Origin of the sequence: Glycomyces sp. NPDC047010, from assembly GCF_040644205.1 — a bacterium.
In the GTDB taxonomy this organism is placed as follows: Bacteria; Actinomycetota; Actinomycetes; order Mycobacteriales; family Micromonosporaceae; genus Glycomyces.
This window is the reverse complement of record NZ_JBEYVY010000004.1, coordinates 25,753-39,794: the sequence shown is the minus strand read 5'-3', so window position 1 is coordinate 39,794 and position 14,042 is coordinate 25,753. Positions and strand designations below refer to the sequence as shown.

Sequence of the window (14,042 nt, the reverse complement as noted above, 5' to 3'; positions counted from 1 at the left end):
CGTGCCGTTCGTCGCCTTGATGTTCTTCATCAACTACCTCGACCGCACCGCGATCGGGTTCGCCGCGCCCAACGGCATGAACGGGGACCTGGCGCTCTCCGCCGCCCAGTTCGGCTTCGCGTCCGGCGTGTTCTTCATCGGCTACATCCTGCTGGAAGTGCCGTCCAACCTGGCCCTCCACAAGTTCGGCGCCCGCCGCTGGCTGGCGCGCATCATGATCAGCTGGGGCATCGTCGCGCTCCTGTTCACGTGGGTGCAGAACTTCGAGCAGCTCGTCGCCCTCCGCTTCCTCCTCGGCGTCGCCGAGGCCGGGTTCTTCCCCGGGGCGATCCTCTTCCTGAGCCTGTGGGTGCCCTCGCAGTACCGCGGCCGCATCCTCATGCTGTTCTACCTGGCCCAGCCCCTGACGACGGTGATCGGCGCGCCCCTCGCGGGCGCCCTCATCCAGCAGCACGGCGTGTTCTTCGGCCTCGAAGGCTGGCGCTTCATGTTCATGGGCGTCGCGATCCCCGCGATCGTCGTCGGGATCATCGCCTGGTTCTACCTCAAGGACAAGCCCGCCGACGCCAAGTGGCTCACCCCCGAGGAGCAGACCTGGCTCACCGGCGCCCTCGAAGCCGAGCAGAAGACCACCGAGGCGAGCGGCAAGCACCCGTCCGTCAAGCACGCCTTCAAGAGCGGCCGCGTCTGGACGCTGTCCTTCATCTACTTCGGCTTCATCTACGGCCTCTACGCGCTCGCGTTCTTCCTGCCCACGATCATCGACGGCTTCCAGGCCGCCGCGGGCACCGAGTTCGACGTGTTCGAGAAGGGCCTCATCACCGCGATCCCGTACCTGCCCGCGGCCGTCGCCATGTACTTCTGGTCCAAGGACGCCTCCAAGCGCGGCCTCAAGACCTGGCACATCGCCGTCCCGGCCGTGCTCGGCGCGGTCTCGATCCCGCTCGCGCTGCTCGTGGACTCGCCCGCCGCGACCATCGCGGTCATCACCGTGACGGCCTGCGCGATCTTCGCGGCGCTCCCGAACTTCTGGACGCTCCCGACCCGCTTCCTGACCGGCGCCGCCGCAGCGGCGGGCGTCGCGCTCATCAACACCGTCGGCAACCTCGCCGGGTTCAGCGCCCCGTACGTCACCGGCGCCGTCCACGACTGGACCGGCGGGTACGAGCTCGCGATGGCCGTCGTCGGCGGGTTCATGCTCCTGTCCGCGGTGCTCATGGTGGCGCTCGCGCGCCGCGACAAGAGCAGTGCCGTTGCAGACCTTGAGGAGGCGGAAGCGCGATGACCCGGATCTGGAACGACCCCGCCGACTTCGCCGACGAGATGACCGACGGCTTCGCGGCCGCCAACGGACGCCACGTGCAGCGCGTGACCGGCGGCGTCGTCCGCGCCACCGAGTCCCCCCGCGGCCAGGTGGCCGTGGTGGTCGGCGGCGGTTCCGGGCACTACCCGGCGTTCGGCGGCCTCGTCGGCCAGGGCCTCGCGCACGGCGCGGCCATGGGCAACCTGTTCGCATCGCCTTCCACGCAGCAGATTCAGGCGGTTGCCAAGGCCGCCGACAACGGCGGCGGCGTGCTCTTCACGTACGGGAACTACGCCGGGGACGTGCTCAACTTCGACGCGGCCCAGGAGCGCCTGCGCGCCGAAGGCGTCCCGTGCGCGACGGTGGCCGTCACCGACGACATCTTCAGCGCCACATTGGAAGAGCGCCACAAGCGGCGCGGCATCGCCGGTGACCTCGCGGTCTTCCGCATCGCCGCCGCCGCGGCCGAGGTCGGGCACGACCTCGCCGGGGTCGAGCGCCTCGCGCGCCTCGCCAACGACCGCACGCGGTCGTTCGGCGTCGCGTTCTCGGGCTGCACGCTCCCCGGTGCCGACGAGCCGCTGTTCTCGGTCCCCGAGGGCCGCATGGCGGTCGGGCTCGGCATCCACGGCGAGCCCGGCATCGACGAGACCGACATCCCCACCGCGGACGGCCTCGCGGAGCTGCTCGTCGCGAAGCTCCTGGACGAGGTCCCTGACGGGGTCGCCGTCGCGGGCGCGCGGGTCGTGCCGATCCTCAACGGGCTCGGGTCGCTGAAGTACGAGGAGCTGTTCGTCGTCTACCGGCGGGTGGCGCAGCTGCTTGAGGCCGCCGGGCTCGTCATCGTGGACCCGCACGTGGGCGAGTACTGCACGAGCTTCGACATGGCCGGGACCTCGCTCACGCTGTTCTGGCCGGACGAGGAGCTGGAGGCGCTGTGGGAGACCCCGGTGGACGCCCCGGCGTACCGCCGCGGTTCGGTGAACGCCGCACAGCTCAAGGCCGCCAAGGGGAGTGCCGCCGCCGACGCGGACGCCGTCCCCGAGGCCGACGAGGCGTCCCGGGAGGCCGCGGGCACCGTCCGCGCCGCCCTGGAGGTCATCGCCGCCGTCATCGACGCCAATGTGGACGAACTCGGCCGCATCGACGCCATCGCCGGAGACGGCGACCACGGGATCGGCATGCAGCGCGGCGCCAAAGCCGCCCTTGCGGCCGGGACCGCCGCAGCAGGCGCAGGCGCGGGCACCACCCTGGCCCGCGCCGCCGCGGCCTGGGCCGACAAGGCCGGGGGCACCTCCGGGGCGCTGTGGGGCGTGATCCTCACCGGTGTCGCGAACCGGCTGGGCGACAACGGGAAACCGTCATTGGCCGACCTCGCAGCCGGCGTGGCCGACGGCGCCAAGGGCGTCATGGACTACGGCAAGGCCGAGATCGGCGACAAGACCCTGGTCGACGCGCTCGTGCCGTTCGCCGAAGCGCTGCAACGCAACGCCGACGCCGGAGCCGACCTCCGCACCGCGTGGAAGGCCGCCGCCGAGGACGCCGCGCGCGCCGCCAAGGCCACCGCGGACCTCCTCCCCCGCATGGGCCGCGCCCGCCCGCACGCCGGCAAGAGCCTCGGCACCCCCGACCCGGGTGCCCACTCCCTCGCACTGATCGCCACCGCGATCGGCGAACTGCTCGAAGGAAGGAACGACCATGCCTGAGCCCCTGCACATCGTGGTAGGCAGCGACGACGCCGGCTTCGACTACAAGGAGATCCTCAAGCGGGACCTCGAAGGCCACGCCGGAGTCGCGTCCGTAGTGGACGTCGGCGTGGACGCCGAAGGCCACACCCCGTACCCGAAGGTCGCCATCGAGGCCGCCCAGCGCGTCGCCGACGGCCAGGCCGACCGCGCCCTCCTCATCTGCGGCACCGGCCTCGGCGTCGCCATCGCCGCCAACAAGGTCCCCGGCATCCGCGCCGCCACGGCCCACGACAGCTTCTCCGTCGAACGCAGCGTCCTCTCCAACGACGCCCAGGTCCTCACCATGGGCCAGCGCGTCATCGGCGTCGAACTCGCCCGCCGCCTGGTCCGCGAGTGGCTCGACTACCGCTTCGACCCGCAGAGCGCCTCGGCCGAGAAGGTCGCGGTCATCGGCGAGTTCGAGACCACCGGGTCCTGCTGATGGCGCCGGTGGTGGTCGGGGTGAGCCTGAAGATGTACTTCGGGCACGCCGCAGCGAAGGACTGGTTCGCGCGCGTCGCCGACCGCGTGCGCTCGCACCCGGGCCTGGCCTCGGGCGCGGTCGAGCTGTTCGTGATCCCCACCTACCTCCAGATCCTCCCGGCCCGCGAGGCGTTCGCGCACATGCCGATCCGCATCGGCGCGCAGGACGTCGCGGTCGCGGACTCCGGTCCGTTCACCGGCGAGGTAAGCGCCGCCGAGCTCGCAGAGGTCGGCGTCTCGATCGCGGAGATCGGCCACGCCGAGCGCCGCCGCCTCTTCGGCGAGACCGACGACGCGGTGGCGGCGAAGGCCGCTGCCTCCCTGCGTTCCGGCGTGACGCCGCTGGTGTGCGTCGGCGAATCGGACCGCCTGGGCCCCAAGGCCGCCGCGGCGGCCACGGTGGCGCAGCTGCGCCGGAGCCTGTCGGGCGCACCGGCGGGTCCGGTCGTGGTGGCGTACGAGCCGGTGTGGGCGATCGGCGCGGCCGAGCCCGCTCCGGTCGAGCACATCGCGGCCGTGACCTCGACTTTGCGCACGGCGCTGGACATCGCGCCGGACCGCACGGGTTCCACCGTCATCTACGGCGGCTCCGCGGGCCCCGGTCTGCTGACGGCCCTGGGGAAGTCGGTCGACGGCCTGTTCCTGGGCCGCTTCGCGCACGACCCGGAGAACCTGGCGGCGGTGCTGGACGAGGCGACCGCGCTGGCCGAGGCGAGGGCGGCGTCATGATCGGCCTGGGGACCTATGCCTTCTTCTGGCAGCACTCGGACCGGGTGGAGCGCCCGCTCTCGCTGACGGGCGCCTTCGAGGCGACCCGTGAGCTGGGCGTGGACCTCTTCCAGGTCTGCGACTACGCGCCGCTCGAAACCATGTCGGACCGCGACCTGAAGGACGCCGCGCGGGCCGCCCGCGAGCTGGGTCTCCGGATCGAACTGGGCACCAAGGGAATCGAGCCCGAACGCCTGACCCGCTTCCTCGCGCTGGCCGAGCTCTTCGACGCGAAGCTGGTGCGGAGCATGGTCACCGGCCCGAACTCGGCGCCGACGCTCCCCCAGGCACTGACGTGGCTGACCGAGTCGCTCCCGGCCTACGAAACCGAGGGAGTGACGCTCGCGCTCGAAACCTACGAGCAGGTCGCCACAGAGAACCTTGTCGAACTCGTAGCGGCCGCCGGCAGCCCGAACATCGGCATCTGCCTCGACCCCGCGAACGTCGTCGCCAGGCTCGAACAGCCGAGGCAGGTCGTGGAGCTCGCGGCCCCCGTCACGGTCAACGTGCATGTCAAGGACTTCGCGTTCGCCAGGCAGGACGGCTGGGTGGGGTTCACCTACTCGGGCGCGGCGATGGGGACCGGCCTGCACGACTACCCGCACCTGCTGCGGGAGGTGCGCCCGCGCGAGCGCGGCGTCAACGAGATCGTCGAGCACTGGCTGCCGTGGCAGGGCGGCGCCGAAGCGACCGTCCGCGCCGAGCAGGCCTGGACACGAACCACAGTGGACTATTTGAGGAGCATCCGATGAGCACCGAGACCTACAACATCGCCGTGATCGGGGCGGGCGGCAAGATGGGCATGCGCGTCTCGAACAACCTGGTGAAGACCGCGCACACCGTCGCCTACGTGGAGAACTCCCCCGCCGGCCGCGAGCGCACGGTCGACGCGGGCCGCGAGCTGACCGACCTCGCCGCGGCCGTGGCCGACGCCGACATCGTGGTCCTCGCCGTCCCCGACCTGGCGCTCCAGTCGGTCACGGCCGAGGCGGTGCCGCTCATGAAGTCCGGTGCGATCGCTCTGACCCTGGACCCGGCGGCCGCGTACGCGGGCCTGCTGACCAAGCGCGAGGACGTCGTGCAGGCCGTGGCGCACCCGTGCCACCCGTCGATCTTCTTGCAGCGCACCACGCCCGAGGAGTACGCGGACACCTTCGGCGGCATCGCCGCCCCCCAGGACGCCATCGCCGCCGTCGAGTCCGACGACCCGGCCGCGAAAGCGATCGTGGAGGCCACCGTGCGGGCGATCTACGCCCCGGTGATCGACGTCCACTGGGTCACGGTGAAGCAGCTCGCGCAGCTGGAGCCGACGCTCGTGGAGACGATCGCGTGCATGGTCGGCGCGCTCCTCAAGGAGTCCCTGGACGAGGCCGTCAACACGATGGGCGTCCCCGAAGCCGCCGCCCGCTCGATCCTCCTGGGCCACACCCAGGTCGCACTCGCCAACGGCCTCCGCGGCGACAACCCGTTCAGCGAGGCGTGCCTCATCGCCATGGACTACGGCCGCGAGTCGATCGTCAAGGACGACTGGAAGAAGATCTTCCAGGACGACGAGCTCGACAAGAACCTCGCCCGCATGCTCCACCTCGACAAGATCGAGCGCTGATAGACCCGAAAGGTCCCGGAACGCCAGGTCAAGACGTGTGCGGCGCTCCGGGACCTTTCGCCTGCCCGCCGGGCGCCGAACCGGGGCCCGGTCAGCGCCGGCGTGCGGTGGTGGTGTCGAACCGGTCGGGTGATCCGGCGAGGCGCTGGACGGTGTCGAGCCAGACCGCGCCGTGGAGGCGGAGCCACCAGGCGAGGGCGTCGTGCCGGTCGCCTTCGAGGTGGGCGGCGGCGCGGTCGAGGACCGTGTCGATGAGGTCGAGGCGGAGGGACTGGTCGAGCCCGAAGGTCTCCAGGTCGACGGCGAACAGGTACAGGAAGTGCCGGGGTTCCTTGCGGGCGTAAGCGGTGTAGTCGCGTTCGAGGCCGATGGCGTCACGGGCGCCGGCGAGCGCGGCGGTCAGGTCGTCGGCGCAGGAGCGGTAGACCTCGGCGAGGAGGCGCTTGCGGTTGCCGAAGTGGCTGTAGACGCACATGGTCGAACGTCCCGCGGCTTCGACGAGGCGGCGCACGGAGAGGTCGGCGGTGCCTTCGCTGCTGATGAGCGCGCGTCCGCCGAGGACCAGCTGCTCGGCGACGGTGGGTGCAGGCATGCGCGGACTCCGCTCCGGGACGACGGGTCGGGCGCGGTCCGGCCGCGCCCGGCAGCGCGCCCGCCAGGTACTTGACAGGCCGCCACCACCAGGATAACAATCGTTATTGCAATAACAAGTGTTATCTTCCCTCGGCTTGGAGGCCGCCATGACCCGACCCCTCGACACCCGCGCCGCACCCCGCACCGAACTGCGGTCCTACCTGCGGATCGCCGCGTTCGCTGGATGGCTCTGCGCGGCAATCGTCCTCGTCAACACCGCCAAGCGGGCCGAGATCCTGCCGACCACTGCGGTCACGCAGCTGCTCGCGCCGCTCGCGCAGATCTTCGCGCTCGGCTTCGTCCTCGGGCTCTACCTCGCTTACAGCCGCGGGCGAAGCGGCCTGCTCACGGTCGGCCTCCTCGCCAGCCTCGCGGCGGTGGGCGCGCTCGTGGGCGTCGAGTTCGTGATCAACCTCGTGTTCGCGTACCTCGAACCGGCGCAAGTGGAGACGCTGCGATCCGGGCCGCTCGGGACCGCGCTCACCGCGGCGTCGATCCTGTTCATCCTCGCGGCGGCCGTGTACGCGGCCGCGCTCTGGCGCACCGGCGCACCGCGCGTGCCGCTCGCGCTGTACGCCGCGGCGACGTTCCCGATCGGGCTGCGGGCCCTGGTCCCCGAAGCGGCCCTTCAGATCGCATTGCTCACGCTTGCGGCGGCGGTCGTGTGGCTCGCGGTGTCCCTGTGGCAGCGCGCGGCATCGCCCGCCACGGCCTGACCCCGAACCGGCTCACCCGCTCGCGTCAGCGGGCCCAGAGGCCCCTGGCGTCGAGCGGGTCGGTCGACAGGCCGATCGTCCAGGGGCTCGGTTCGCGCTGGGTCATGCGGCCCGGGTAGGCGACGTTCTCGTACGACACGGCTCCGTCGGGGCCGGGGACGGGGATCCACTGCTGGGTCGGGTTCTGCGAGCCGTAGCAGGGTTCCTGGAGCACGAGCGGCCGGTATCCCTCCAGGCAGTAGCCGTTGGCCTTGTTGATGATCCGCATCGGGCCGCCGTGCAGGTCGCTCTGGATCGTGTACCAGACCTGGTAGTCCCCCGCCTCGACCGAACAGGGGGCCACGGACAGCGTCTCGTCCCCCGAGCTCGCGTCCAGGCAGCCCCCGAACTGCACGTTCACGAACCGCCGCTCCTCCACCGACTCATCGGCGGAAGCCGACGCGGGAGATCCGATCAGCACTGCTCCGAGCGCCGCGGCGCCCGCAATAACCCTCATCACAGGGTGAAGATAGCCGCGAACGCCCCCGGCCGTTCCGGGTTTCGCTCGGTAGCATGGCGCGCATGCTTCCCGCCTGGCTCGATCCCGAACACCTGCTCACCGCCTTCGGGCCGTATGTCGTGGCCGGGCTCTGCCTGGTCATCTTCGCGGAGAGCTCGGTGTTCCCGGTCCTGCCGGGCGACTCGCTCCTGTTCACCGCGGGCCTGTTCGTGACGCAGGGCGCGATCGCCGCGCCGCTGTGGCTGGTCTGCCTGCTGGCGTCCGCCGCGGCCGTCATCGGCAACGTCGTCGGCTACGCGATCGGCCGCAAGGCCGGTCCCGCGCTGTTCCGGAAGCCGGACTCGCGCTTCTTCAAACGCGAGCACGTCGAGAAGACCCACGCGTTCCTCGAAAGGCACGGCCCGAAGGCGATCATCCTGGCCCGCTTCGTGCCGTTCGTGCGGACCTTCATCACCTGGATCGCCGGGATCGGCCGCATGGACCCCCGCAAGTTCTTCCTGCACTCCACGATCGGCGGCGTGGTCTGGGCGGCCGGGATCATCCTCCTCGGCGCGGCCCTCGGCAACATCCCCGCGATCGGCGAGCACATCGAGTCGATCTTCATCCTCATCGTGCTCGTCTCCGTGGTCCCCATGGTCATCGAAGCGATCCGAGCCCGCCGAAACAAGCCCGCCCTCGCCGCCGACGACACCATGATCCTCACCCTCCCCCGCCCCGCCGCACCCGACGACACGATCCAGCTCACCGCCATCCGCCCGAACGCCGGGCCTAATCGGCCCCGCCGCTGACACGGATCTCCCCGCGCCGGAGCACGACCTCGGTGGGCACTCCGGTCTCCGGGTGCGGATACTCGGCCACGACCACCTCGGGATCGGGTAGTTCCACGATGACGACGATCGTCCCGGCCCGCAACCGGGCGACATCATCGACCAGCTCGACCTCGTCTCCGACCGCGAGCCCCCTCGCCTGGCGCGGTATCGGCCCGACCCGCGGAGGATCGGCCCGAGGCCGGGTCGGTGCGGGCTGGGACTTACCGCCGTCGCACCAGAGCCGGGTGTTGCGCTGGAGCAGGAAGAGCATCAGGACCAGCCAGAACGCGAAGAGTGTCGAGTAGCTGGAGTTCGGGGTGACGGAGTTGACGACCCGCATCGCCTCGATGAGGAAGAACCCCGCCAAGGTCCCGGCCCAGACGGCGCCGCCGATGCGGGCCCACCGGCGGCGCAGCGACACCCCGACCGCGATCACTGCGGCCAGCGCGGCTCCCGCGAACAGGAGCGCGCTCAACCATGGAATCTCCGCGAGGAGTGCGATTCCGGTGGGGATGCTGAGCAAAGCGGCGAGTCCGAGGAAGACGACCGCGAGGATCGCAGACCCCGGCATTCGAGGCAGTCTCATTGCAGGGTTGCGGGACACGGGGCGCCTCCGGAATTGAATCTGCGGGTTGCCGTCCGTTGTAGCTGAGCGCGGCCGGGACCCCTCCCGGCAAAGGCCGCGGCCTGCTCGTCACAGCAGGCCGCGGCCCCGGGTCCCGCGTGATGCCGGAAGGAGGCGGCGGGACCGGTGCCGGGCCATCCACCAATGGCCCGGCGGGAAGTCGGGGCGGGGTCCTGGGGAGACGCACCCCGACTGGTCTACTCGGCCGGGTGGGCGATCAGCTCTTGGCAGCGGAGCATGATCGACGGGCACCACGGGTCGTTCTGCCAGGTGCGCGCCCACTCGGGGACCGTGTCCGGCTCATCGGTGAAACGGCAGCACTCGCGCGGGCCCGCGCCGTCTTCGACATCGACCAGGTACGAGGTGATGCGGGCCGGATCGGCCGGATGGGCGCCGAGCGAGTACAGCGTGAACACCGCTGGGCCGCGGTAGAAGTCGCCTATGTAGCCCTCGACGCCGGGCTTGCCGTCGGACCGGAGGTTGTACGGGCCTTCTTCTGCCGCAGCGAGATCAGCCATTGCACACCCGCACTCGGGAGACGTAGGCACGATAGGCCCGCTCCTCGAAGTCGTCGCGCCATTCGAGCGGGTAGTCGCCCCACCCGGCGCCCCAACTCGCTTTCAGGTCACCGGAATTGAGTCCTGAGACGACGAGCGCGATCACGCTCCGGTCGCCCGCTTGATAGACGCGCATCGCCTCGGGCGCCAACGCGCTTGAGGCACATACGTCGAACCGGGACCCGTCCTTGTCGAAGGTCCCCCGTTGCACTTCGGTGTCGGTCATTTGAACAACATAGGTGCAGTTCAGCGGCGCAATCCAGTACTAAATATCCGCTTGGAAAAGCCGAGTGGAAATCCCGAGCGTAAATCCCACCCCGGTTTGGGCTTGACAACACAGAGTCACAGGCTGGGAGGATGTTCGGATGAGCGCAGGATTCTTGCAACGCGATCTCGGAGACCTGTTGAAGAGCTGGCGGATCCGTGCCGGTTTCTCTAGTAGGGACGCAGCCGCCGAGGAGCTCGGCACCACGAAGGAGATCGTCGGCTCATACGAGGCAGGCAAGCTCCAATACATGGAGCCCATGATGGTCGGGGGGCTCCTCCGCAAGTACGAAGCACCGGAGTACGTGATCGCCGAAGCCGAGGCGAAGGCCAAGCAGATCCGGCAGGGCTCATCGAACACCTGGCGCGACAACGGACCGATGTGGTTTGAGCGGCTAACGCAGCTCGAACCGCTGGCGACTTCGATCGACATCTTCGAGGACAGCTATGTCACGGGACTATTGCAGACCCGCGCTTACTCACGCGCGAGCATGGAAGCCGAAGGCCTTCTGACACTAAAGAAGATCGAAGTGGCGCTCAATGTCCGATCAGAGCGACGGGAGGCGATCATCGAAAGCGCTAGGCCCACGAAGATCCGGGTGATCCAGTCGCGGTACTCACTCGATGTCTTTCAAGGATCAGACTTCTGCGAGGAGCAGCTCGCTCAGCTCCATGCAGACAACAAGCGGCCGAATGTCGAGATCTATGTCCTGCCTGCGAGGGGGTTTCACCCCTCGATGGTTGGGCCCTACACCATTCTCGGATTCGAGGGTGGGGCTAACCGGGATGTGGTCTACCACGAGGGCCCACTCGGCGGAATGTACGAAGCGGACAAGAAGTGGGCCGAACGGGTGCGTGGACTATTCTCGGACACGCTCGCATTGTCCGAGCGGCTGACATGACGGGAGACCAGCGATGCTGACAGAGAACTGGAAGAAGTCGTCGCGTAGCGGTGGCCAAGGCGGGGCATGCCTGGAGGCGCGGTGGAAGAAGTCGTCGCGCAGCAGTGGCCAGGGGGGCCAGTGCGTCGAGGCCCGTGCGCACGGTGGGGTGACTCAGGTTCGGGACACCAAGCTCGGGGAGTCCTCCCCGATCCTGGAGGCTTCGGCCGCCGACTGGGTCGCGTTCCTCGCTAAGGCGACGCGCTAGACAAGTTGCAGGACCGACGGCCCCCGCGTCACCGGGGGCCGTTCTGTGTCTCCGGGGTCTTCAGGCGGGCCACGGGATCTGGGCGAGGGCTGCAATTCCGGCGATGAGGCCGCCGACGGTCGCCAGCGCGATCACCGCGCATCCGGCTCCGGCCGTCGAGTTCTGACGGCTTTGGAAGCGGCGCAGGAGGTCTTGGTGGTGGTCGTCGAGGTAGAACACGCCCGCCTGGGCCGGTGCGAGTCCGCCTTGCACCGGGAAGACCACCCAGCCCCGGATCGGCGGGCACACGACGAGCAGTGCCTGGCTCGACCTCGTCATCACCCGCAGGAGCTTCGCAGCCTGCGCCTCGGTGCTGGCCTCCCTGCCGAGGTCCAGCAAGAACTGCAAGTGCTCCCGTGCCGCGTCCTGCGTGTCGTACAGCTGGTCCCTGACGTCGATCACGAATCCGGGCACCCCGTCCATGCGGGGCTCGATCTCGCCTACGGCCCATTTCATCGCCATGTCCTGCTCCCTTGGCCTCGCTAACGGTCTGTGTGGCAAGCAATGTAAGTGGAAGCGTCATCGATCCGTCATCGGAAGCGGGCGGCTAGTAGTCGATGCGGGCGTTGGTGAGGGTGGTGTACCAGGCGGTTTCGGTGAAGTCGGGGCCGGTTTCCTCGCCGAGGTAGAGGTCGATGTGGTTGGTGCCGCCGAGGCCGGGGGTGAATTCGTCTTCTATGGTCCAGGCTGCGGCTTGGAGGCGGTCGCAGACTTCGGGGTCGACGTCGTCGGCGTCGCCGCAGTCGGTGATGCGGAGGCTGGTGCCCTCGGGGAGGACGTCGGGGTCGGCAGCCGCTGAGGCGAAGGGGCGCAACGGGTCGCCGTGGGAGTTGCGGGGTTCGGTGTCGAGCCAGTAGCCGACGTCGTAGGACCAGTTCAGGTACTCCCCCGCGTGGTCGCCGCTGGTGATGCGGCCGGTGCCCTCGTCCTCGACGGCCTGCGCGAAGTCCTCCGGGTAGGCGCCGAGGACGTCGTCGCCGCCGTCGCATTCGATTGCGGGGCAGCCGAAGACCTCGGTCGGGGCGCCGTCGTGGAAGGACTCCACGGCCGTGTAGTAGACCGTCACCTCCCACCCGGGATCGTCATCGGGTGTGCCGGAACAGCCGGACAAGGCGAACGCGGTCAGGGCGATGGCGGTCGGGAGGCGCATGACCGCAGTATGGCTTCCGGCCGCACCCCGCCCGGGAGTCGTCGGGACTAGGGGCGTCCCGACCTGGCGAGGAACGCCTCGAAGCCGTCGAGATGGCGGGCGAGCGTGTACTCGAAGAGCGCGGTCAGGTCGGTGAAGGCGTCCTCGGGGGTGGCGGCCAGGCGCGGGAAGTCGTTGGCGTCGAACAGCTCCGAGGTCAGGTGGCGCCGGGTGCGGTGCCACTGCGACAGGGACACGCCGCTCTCCTGCTCGGCCTCGACCTCCTCCGCGACGGACAGGGCCGCGGAGGTGACCAGGGCGTGCACGGCCATGGCCTCGCGCGCGCAGGTGCGCGGCGACAGGCCGAGGCCGTCGAGGGCCCGGAGCGTCCACTCGGTGTAGTCCGCGAGGCTGGGGACCAGCAGCGGCCGGGTGAAGGAGATCGCGCGCGCCGCCCACAGGTGGCGGCGGCACAGGTCCCACTGGCGGCGGGCGATGAACTCCAGGTCGCGCCGCCAGTCGCCCGATCCGGACGCGGGGAGGGCGTCGCGGCCGGTGATCTCCTCGATCATCTGGAGGAGGAGGTCCTCCTTCGTCTCGACGTGCCGGTAGAGCGACATGGGCCCCACGTTCAGCTCGGCGGCGACTCTGCGCATCGTCACCGAGTTCAGGCCCTCGCGGTCGGCGATGGCGACGGCGGTGCGGCGGATCTGCACCGCCGTCAGGGCTTTCGGCAGGACCCCGCGGCGGCCCGCCGCGGCCGCCGGGGCAGGGACCGCCGGGGAGGGCGAGGGAGCGGACGCGGGCCGGTCGCTCACCACCGTCCCGGCCCCGACCTTGGTGGTCACCAGTCCCTCGTCGCGCAGCACCGCCATGACCCTCGTCGCGGTCGCCGCCGCCACGCCCCAGCGCTGCGCGATCTGGCGCACCGACGGCACGCGGTCGCCCGGGCGCAGCTCGCCCGCGGCGATGCCCGCCCGCAGCTCGGCGGCGATCTGGCGGTACGGCGGTTCCTGCGGTGTCGACATCCTCGGCCTCCGGCTCGGGTCCACGGTGTGCCAAGTGTACTAGGTCGTTGCCTGCTGGACTAGTGCACTTCATGGCTGTTTGGGTGGCATATCCGGTTCGTTATGCGGCAGTCTGGGGTCATGAAGATCGATACAGCGTACGCAACCGAGAGTGACGCCGACGCCGTCACCGCGGTGCTCACCTCGGCGTTCGGCGCCGACGCGCTCGCCGCCTGGCTCTTCCCCGACCCCGAGCGCCGCCCCGCCTACCAGGACGGCTTCTACCGCTCGTTCATCGCCCACCCGCAGGCCGAGTGCGCGCTCGCCGCGGACGGCGCCGGCGCCGCGGTCTGGATCCGGCTCGCCGCAGGCGAACCGCTCCACGCCGAGACCGCCGGGCCCACCGCCGGACCGCTCGCCCGGCTCGCCGCCGTCGGCGCCGCCCTCGACGCGCGGCACCCCCTCGACCGCGACCACCTGTACCTCCCGCTGATGGGGGTGGCCGCGGGCCGCCAGGGGCAGGGCATCGGCTCGGCGCTGCTGCGCGAGGGCCTCGCCCGCGCCGACCGCGCCGGGCTCCCCGCCTACCTCGAAGCCAGCTCGCCGCAGAGCCGCGCGCTCTACCTGCGGCACGGGTTCGCCGACCTGGGCCTGCCGGTCCGGGTCGAGGACTCGCCCGAGATCCAACCCATGTGGCGCGAAGCCGCCGAAACCAACCACTAAGAGGA

Annotated in this window: 19 protein-coding genes; 11 read left to right on the top strand and 8 right to left on the bottom strand. The window is 70.3% G+C overall.

Annotated features, from left to right (window positions below):
* Positions 1 to 19 precede the first annotated feature (19 nt).
* Genes AB0A65_RS09315 through AB0A65_RS09290 form a run of 6 tightly spaced genes read left to right on the top strand, consistent with a single transcriptional unit; the run spans position 20 to position 5,887 of the window.
* On the top strand, positions 20 to 1,285 hold the full coding sequence (locus AB0A65_RS09315) for an MFS transporter (protein WP_359950051.1): 1,266 nt from the start codon (positions 20 to 22) through the stop codon (positions 1,283 to 1,285).
* Entirely contained in the window at positions 1,282 to 3,009 is a 1,728-nt protein-coding gene (locus tag AB0A65_RS09310; RefSeq protein ID WP_359948865.1) for a dihydroxyacetone kinase family protein, read from the top strand. Before AB0A65_RS09315 ends, AB0A65_RS09310 begins: the two co-directional genes overlap by 4 nt.
* Complete coding sequence (locus AB0A65_RS09305; protein WP_359948862.1) at positions 3,002 to 3,472, top strand: ribose-5-phosphate isomerase; 471 nt, start codon at positions 3,002 to 3,004, stop codon at positions 3,470 to 3,472. The genes AB0A65_RS09310 and AB0A65_RS09305 overlap by 8 nt, the downstream gene beginning before the upstream one ends.
* Positions 3,472 to 4,242: a triose-phosphate isomerase family protein gene (locus AB0A65_RS09300; protein ID WP_359948859.1), complete on the top strand. Its 771-nt coding sequence runs from the start codon at positions 3,472 to 3,474 to the stop codon at positions 4,240 to 4,242. The genes AB0A65_RS09305 and AB0A65_RS09300 overlap by 1 nt, the downstream gene beginning before the upstream one ends.
* Positions 4,239 to 5,033, top strand: coding sequence for a TIM barrel protein (locus AB0A65_RS09295; protein ID WP_359948856.1), 795 nt, complete (start codon positions 4,239 to 4,241; stop codon positions 5,031 to 5,033). Before AB0A65_RS09300 ends, AB0A65_RS09295 begins: the two co-directional genes overlap by 4 nt.
* Positions 5,030 to 5,887 (top strand): phosphogluconate dehydrogenase C-terminal domain-containing protein, encoded by an 858-nt coding sequence (locus AB0A65_RS09290; protein ID WP_359948853.1) that lies wholly within the window; start codon positions 5,030 to 5,032, stop codon positions 5,885 to 5,887. The genes AB0A65_RS09295 and AB0A65_RS09290 overlap by 4 nt, the downstream gene beginning before the upstream one ends.
* A 91-nt stretch (positions 5,888 to 5,978) precedes the next feature.
* On the opposite strand, the gene AB0A65_RS09285 is transcribed toward AB0A65_RS09290, so the two are convergent.
* A complete protein-coding gene (locus tag AB0A65_RS09285) occupies positions 5,979 to 6,479 on the bottom strand; it encodes a TetR/AcrR family transcriptional regulator (protein WP_359948850.1) in 501 nt (166 codons plus the stop codon).
* A 148-nt stretch (positions 6,480 to 6,627) separates the two neighbouring features.
* On the opposite strand from AB0A65_RS09285, the gene AB0A65_RS09280 reads away from it, so the two are divergent.
* Complete coding sequence (locus AB0A65_RS09280) at positions 6,628 to 7,236, top strand: hypothetical protein (RefSeq protein ID WP_359948847.1); 609 nt, start codon at positions 6,628 to 6,630, stop codon at positions 7,234 to 7,236.
* Between the two features lie 25 nt (positions 7,237 to 7,261).
* On the opposite strand, the gene AB0A65_RS09275 is transcribed toward AB0A65_RS09280, so the two are convergent.
* A complete protein-coding gene (locus AB0A65_RS09275) occupies positions 7,262 to 7,636 on the bottom strand; it encodes an RICIN domain-containing protein (RefSeq protein WP_359948844.1) in 375 nt (124 codons plus the stop codon).
* A 161-nt stretch (positions 7,637 to 7,797) separates the two neighbouring features.
* On the opposite strand from AB0A65_RS09275, the gene AB0A65_RS09270 reads away from it, so the two are divergent.
* Entirely contained in the window at positions 7,798 to 8,523 is a 726-nt protein-coding gene (locus tag AB0A65_RS09270) for a VTT domain-containing protein (RefSeq protein WP_359948841.1), read from the top strand.
* Here the strand turns inward: AB0A65_RS09270 and AB0A65_RS09265 are convergent.
* The 3 genes from AB0A65_RS09265 to AB0A65_RS09255 form a co-directional block, all read right to left on the bottom strand.
* Entirely contained in the window at positions 8,504 to 9,115 is a 612-nt protein-coding gene (locus AB0A65_RS09265; RefSeq protein ID WP_359948838.1) for a hypothetical protein, read from the bottom strand. The two genes, AB0A65_RS09270 and AB0A65_RS09265, sit on opposite strands and share 20 nt — an antisense overlap.
* A gap of 251 nt (positions 9,116 to 9,366) precedes the next feature.
* Entirely contained in the window at positions 9,367 to 9,687 is a 321-nt protein-coding gene (locus AB0A65_RS09260; RefSeq protein ID WP_359948835.1) for a hypothetical protein, read from the bottom strand.
* Complete coding sequence (locus AB0A65_RS09255) at positions 9,680 to 9,952, bottom strand: hypothetical protein (RefSeq protein WP_359948832.1); 273 nt, start codon at positions 9,950 to 9,952, stop codon at positions 9,680 to 9,682. The genes AB0A65_RS09260 and AB0A65_RS09255 overlap by 8 nt, the downstream gene beginning before the upstream one ends.
* 139 nt (positions 9,953 to 10,091) lie before the next feature.
* On the opposite strand from AB0A65_RS09255, the gene AB0A65_RS09250 reads away from it, so the two are divergent.
* Both AB0A65_RS09250 and AB0A65_RS09245 read left to right on the top strand, forming a co-directional pair.
* Positions 10,092 to 10,892 carry a helix-turn-helix transcriptional regulator gene (locus tag AB0A65_RS09250; protein ID WP_359948829.1) on the top strand — a complete coding sequence of 267 codons (801 nt, stop codon included), beginning with the start codon at positions 10,092 to 10,094 and terminating at the stop codon, positions 10,890 to 10,892.
* A 13-nt stretch (positions 10,893 to 10,905) separates the two neighbouring features.
* Positions 10,906 to 11,139, top strand: coding sequence for a DUF397 domain-containing protein (locus AB0A65_RS09245; RefSeq protein WP_359948826.1), 234 nt, complete (start codon positions 10,906 to 10,908; stop codon positions 11,137 to 11,139).
* 60 nt (positions 11,140 to 11,199) lie between these two features.
* Here the strand turns inward: AB0A65_RS09245 and AB0A65_RS09240 are convergent, their stop codons facing one another.
* The 3 genes from AB0A65_RS09240 to AB0A65_RS09230 all read right to left on the bottom strand — a co-directional run bounded on the left by AB0A65_RS09240 (position 11,200) and on the right by AB0A65_RS09230 (position 13,335).
* Positions 11,200 to 11,640 carry a hypothetical protein gene (locus AB0A65_RS09240; protein WP_359948824.1) on the bottom strand — a complete coding sequence of 147 codons (441 nt, stop codon included), beginning with the start codon at positions 11,638 to 11,640 and terminating at the stop codon, positions 11,200 to 11,202.
* A gap of 85 nt (positions 11,641 to 11,725) precedes the next feature.
* Positions 11,726 to 12,328: a hypothetical protein gene (locus tag AB0A65_RS09235; RefSeq protein WP_359948821.1), complete on the bottom strand. Its 603-nt coding sequence runs from the start codon at positions 12,326 to 12,328 to the stop codon at positions 11,726 to 11,728.
* 47 nt (positions 12,329 to 12,375) lie between these two features.
* Positions 12,376 to 13,335, bottom strand: a complete 960-nt coding sequence (locus AB0A65_RS09230; protein WP_359948818.1) for a GntR family transcriptional regulator — start codon at positions 13,333 to 13,335, stop codon at positions 12,376 to 12,378.
* Positions 13,336 to 13,455: 120 nt separating this feature from the next.
* On the opposite strand from AB0A65_RS09230, the gene AB0A65_RS09225 reads away from it, so the two are divergent.
* Positions 13,456 to 14,037, top strand: coding sequence for a GNAT family N-acetyltransferase (locus AB0A65_RS09225; protein WP_359948815.1), 582 nt, complete (start codon positions 13,456 to 13,458; stop codon positions 14,035 to 14,037).
* The last annotated feature ends 5 nt before the right edge of the window (positions 14,038 to 14,042 follow it).

Bases quoted from the DNA above. Each gene is read 5' to 3' on its own strand.
- AB0A65_RS09295 (WP_359948856.1), top strand. From the start codon at position 4,239: ATGATCGGCCTGGGGACCTATGCCTTCTTCTGGCAGCACTCGGACCGG.
- AB0A65_RS09315 (WP_359950051.1), top strand. From the start codon at position 20: ATGTTCTTCATCAACTACCTCGACCGCACCGCGATCGGGTTCGCCGCG.
- AB0A65_RS09290 (WP_359948853.1), top strand. From the start codon at position 5,030: ATGAGCACCGAGACCTACAACATCGCCGTGATCGGGGCGGGCGGCAAG.
- AB0A65_RS09310 (WP_359948865.1), top strand. From the start codon at position 1,282: ATGACCCGGATCTGGAACGACCCCGCCGACTTCGCCGACGAGATGACC.
- AB0A65_RS09225 (WP_359948815.1), top strand. From the start codon at position 13,456: ATGAAGATCGATACAGCGTACGCAACCGAGAGTGACGCCGACGCCGTC.
- AB0A65_RS09260 (WP_359948835.1), bottom strand. From the start codon at position 9,687: ATGGCTGATCTCGCTGCGGCAGAAGAAGGCCCGTACAACCTCCGGTCC.
- AB0A65_RS09245 (WP_359948826.1), top strand. From the start codon at position 10,906: ATGCTGACAGAGAACTGGAAGAAGTCGTCGCGTAGCGGTGGCCAAGGC.
- AB0A65_RS09240 (WP_359948824.1), bottom strand. From the start codon at position 11,640: ATGGCGATGAAATGGGCCGTAGGCGAGATCGAGCCCCGCATGGACGGG.
- AB0A65_RS09280 (WP_359948847.1), top strand. From the start codon at position 6,628: ATGACCCGACCCCTCGACACCCGCGCCGCACCCCGCACCGAACTGCGG.
- AB0A65_RS09300 (WP_359948859.1), top strand. From the start codon at position 3,472: ATGGCGCCGGTGGTGGTCGGGGTGAGCCTGAAGATGTACTTCGGGCAC.
- AB0A65_RS09265 (WP_359948838.1), bottom strand. From the start codon at position 9,115: ATGCCGGGGTCTGCGATCCTCGCGGTCGTCTTCCTCGGACTCGCCGCT.
- AB0A65_RS09305 (WP_359948862.1), top strand. From the start codon at position 3,002: ATGCCTGAGCCCCTGCACATCGTGGTAGGCAGCGACGACGCCGGCTTC.
- AB0A65_RS09255 (WP_359948832.1), bottom strand. From the start codon at position 9,952: ATGACCGACACCGAAGTGCAACGGGGGACCTTCGACAAGGACGGGTCC.
- AB0A65_RS09250 (WP_359948829.1), top strand. From the start codon at position 10,092: ATGAGCGCAGGATTCTTGCAACGCGATCTCGGAGACCTGTTGAAGAGC.
- AB0A65_RS09270 (WP_359948841.1), top strand. From the start codon at position 7,798: ATGCTTCCCGCCTGGCTCGATCCCGAACACCTGCTCACCGCCTTCGGG.
- AB0A65_RS09285 (WP_359948850.1), bottom strand. From the start codon at position 6,479: ATGCCTGCACCCACCGTCGCCGAGCAGCTGGTCCTCGGCGGACGCGCG.
- AB0A65_RS09230 (WP_359948818.1), bottom strand. From the start codon at position 13,335: ATGTCGACACCGCAGGAACCGCCGTACCGCCAGATCGCCGCCGAGCTG.
- AB0A65_RS09235 (WP_359948821.1), bottom strand. From the start codon at position 12,328: ATGCGCCTCCCGACCGCCATCGCCCTGACCGCGTTCGCCTTGTCCGGC.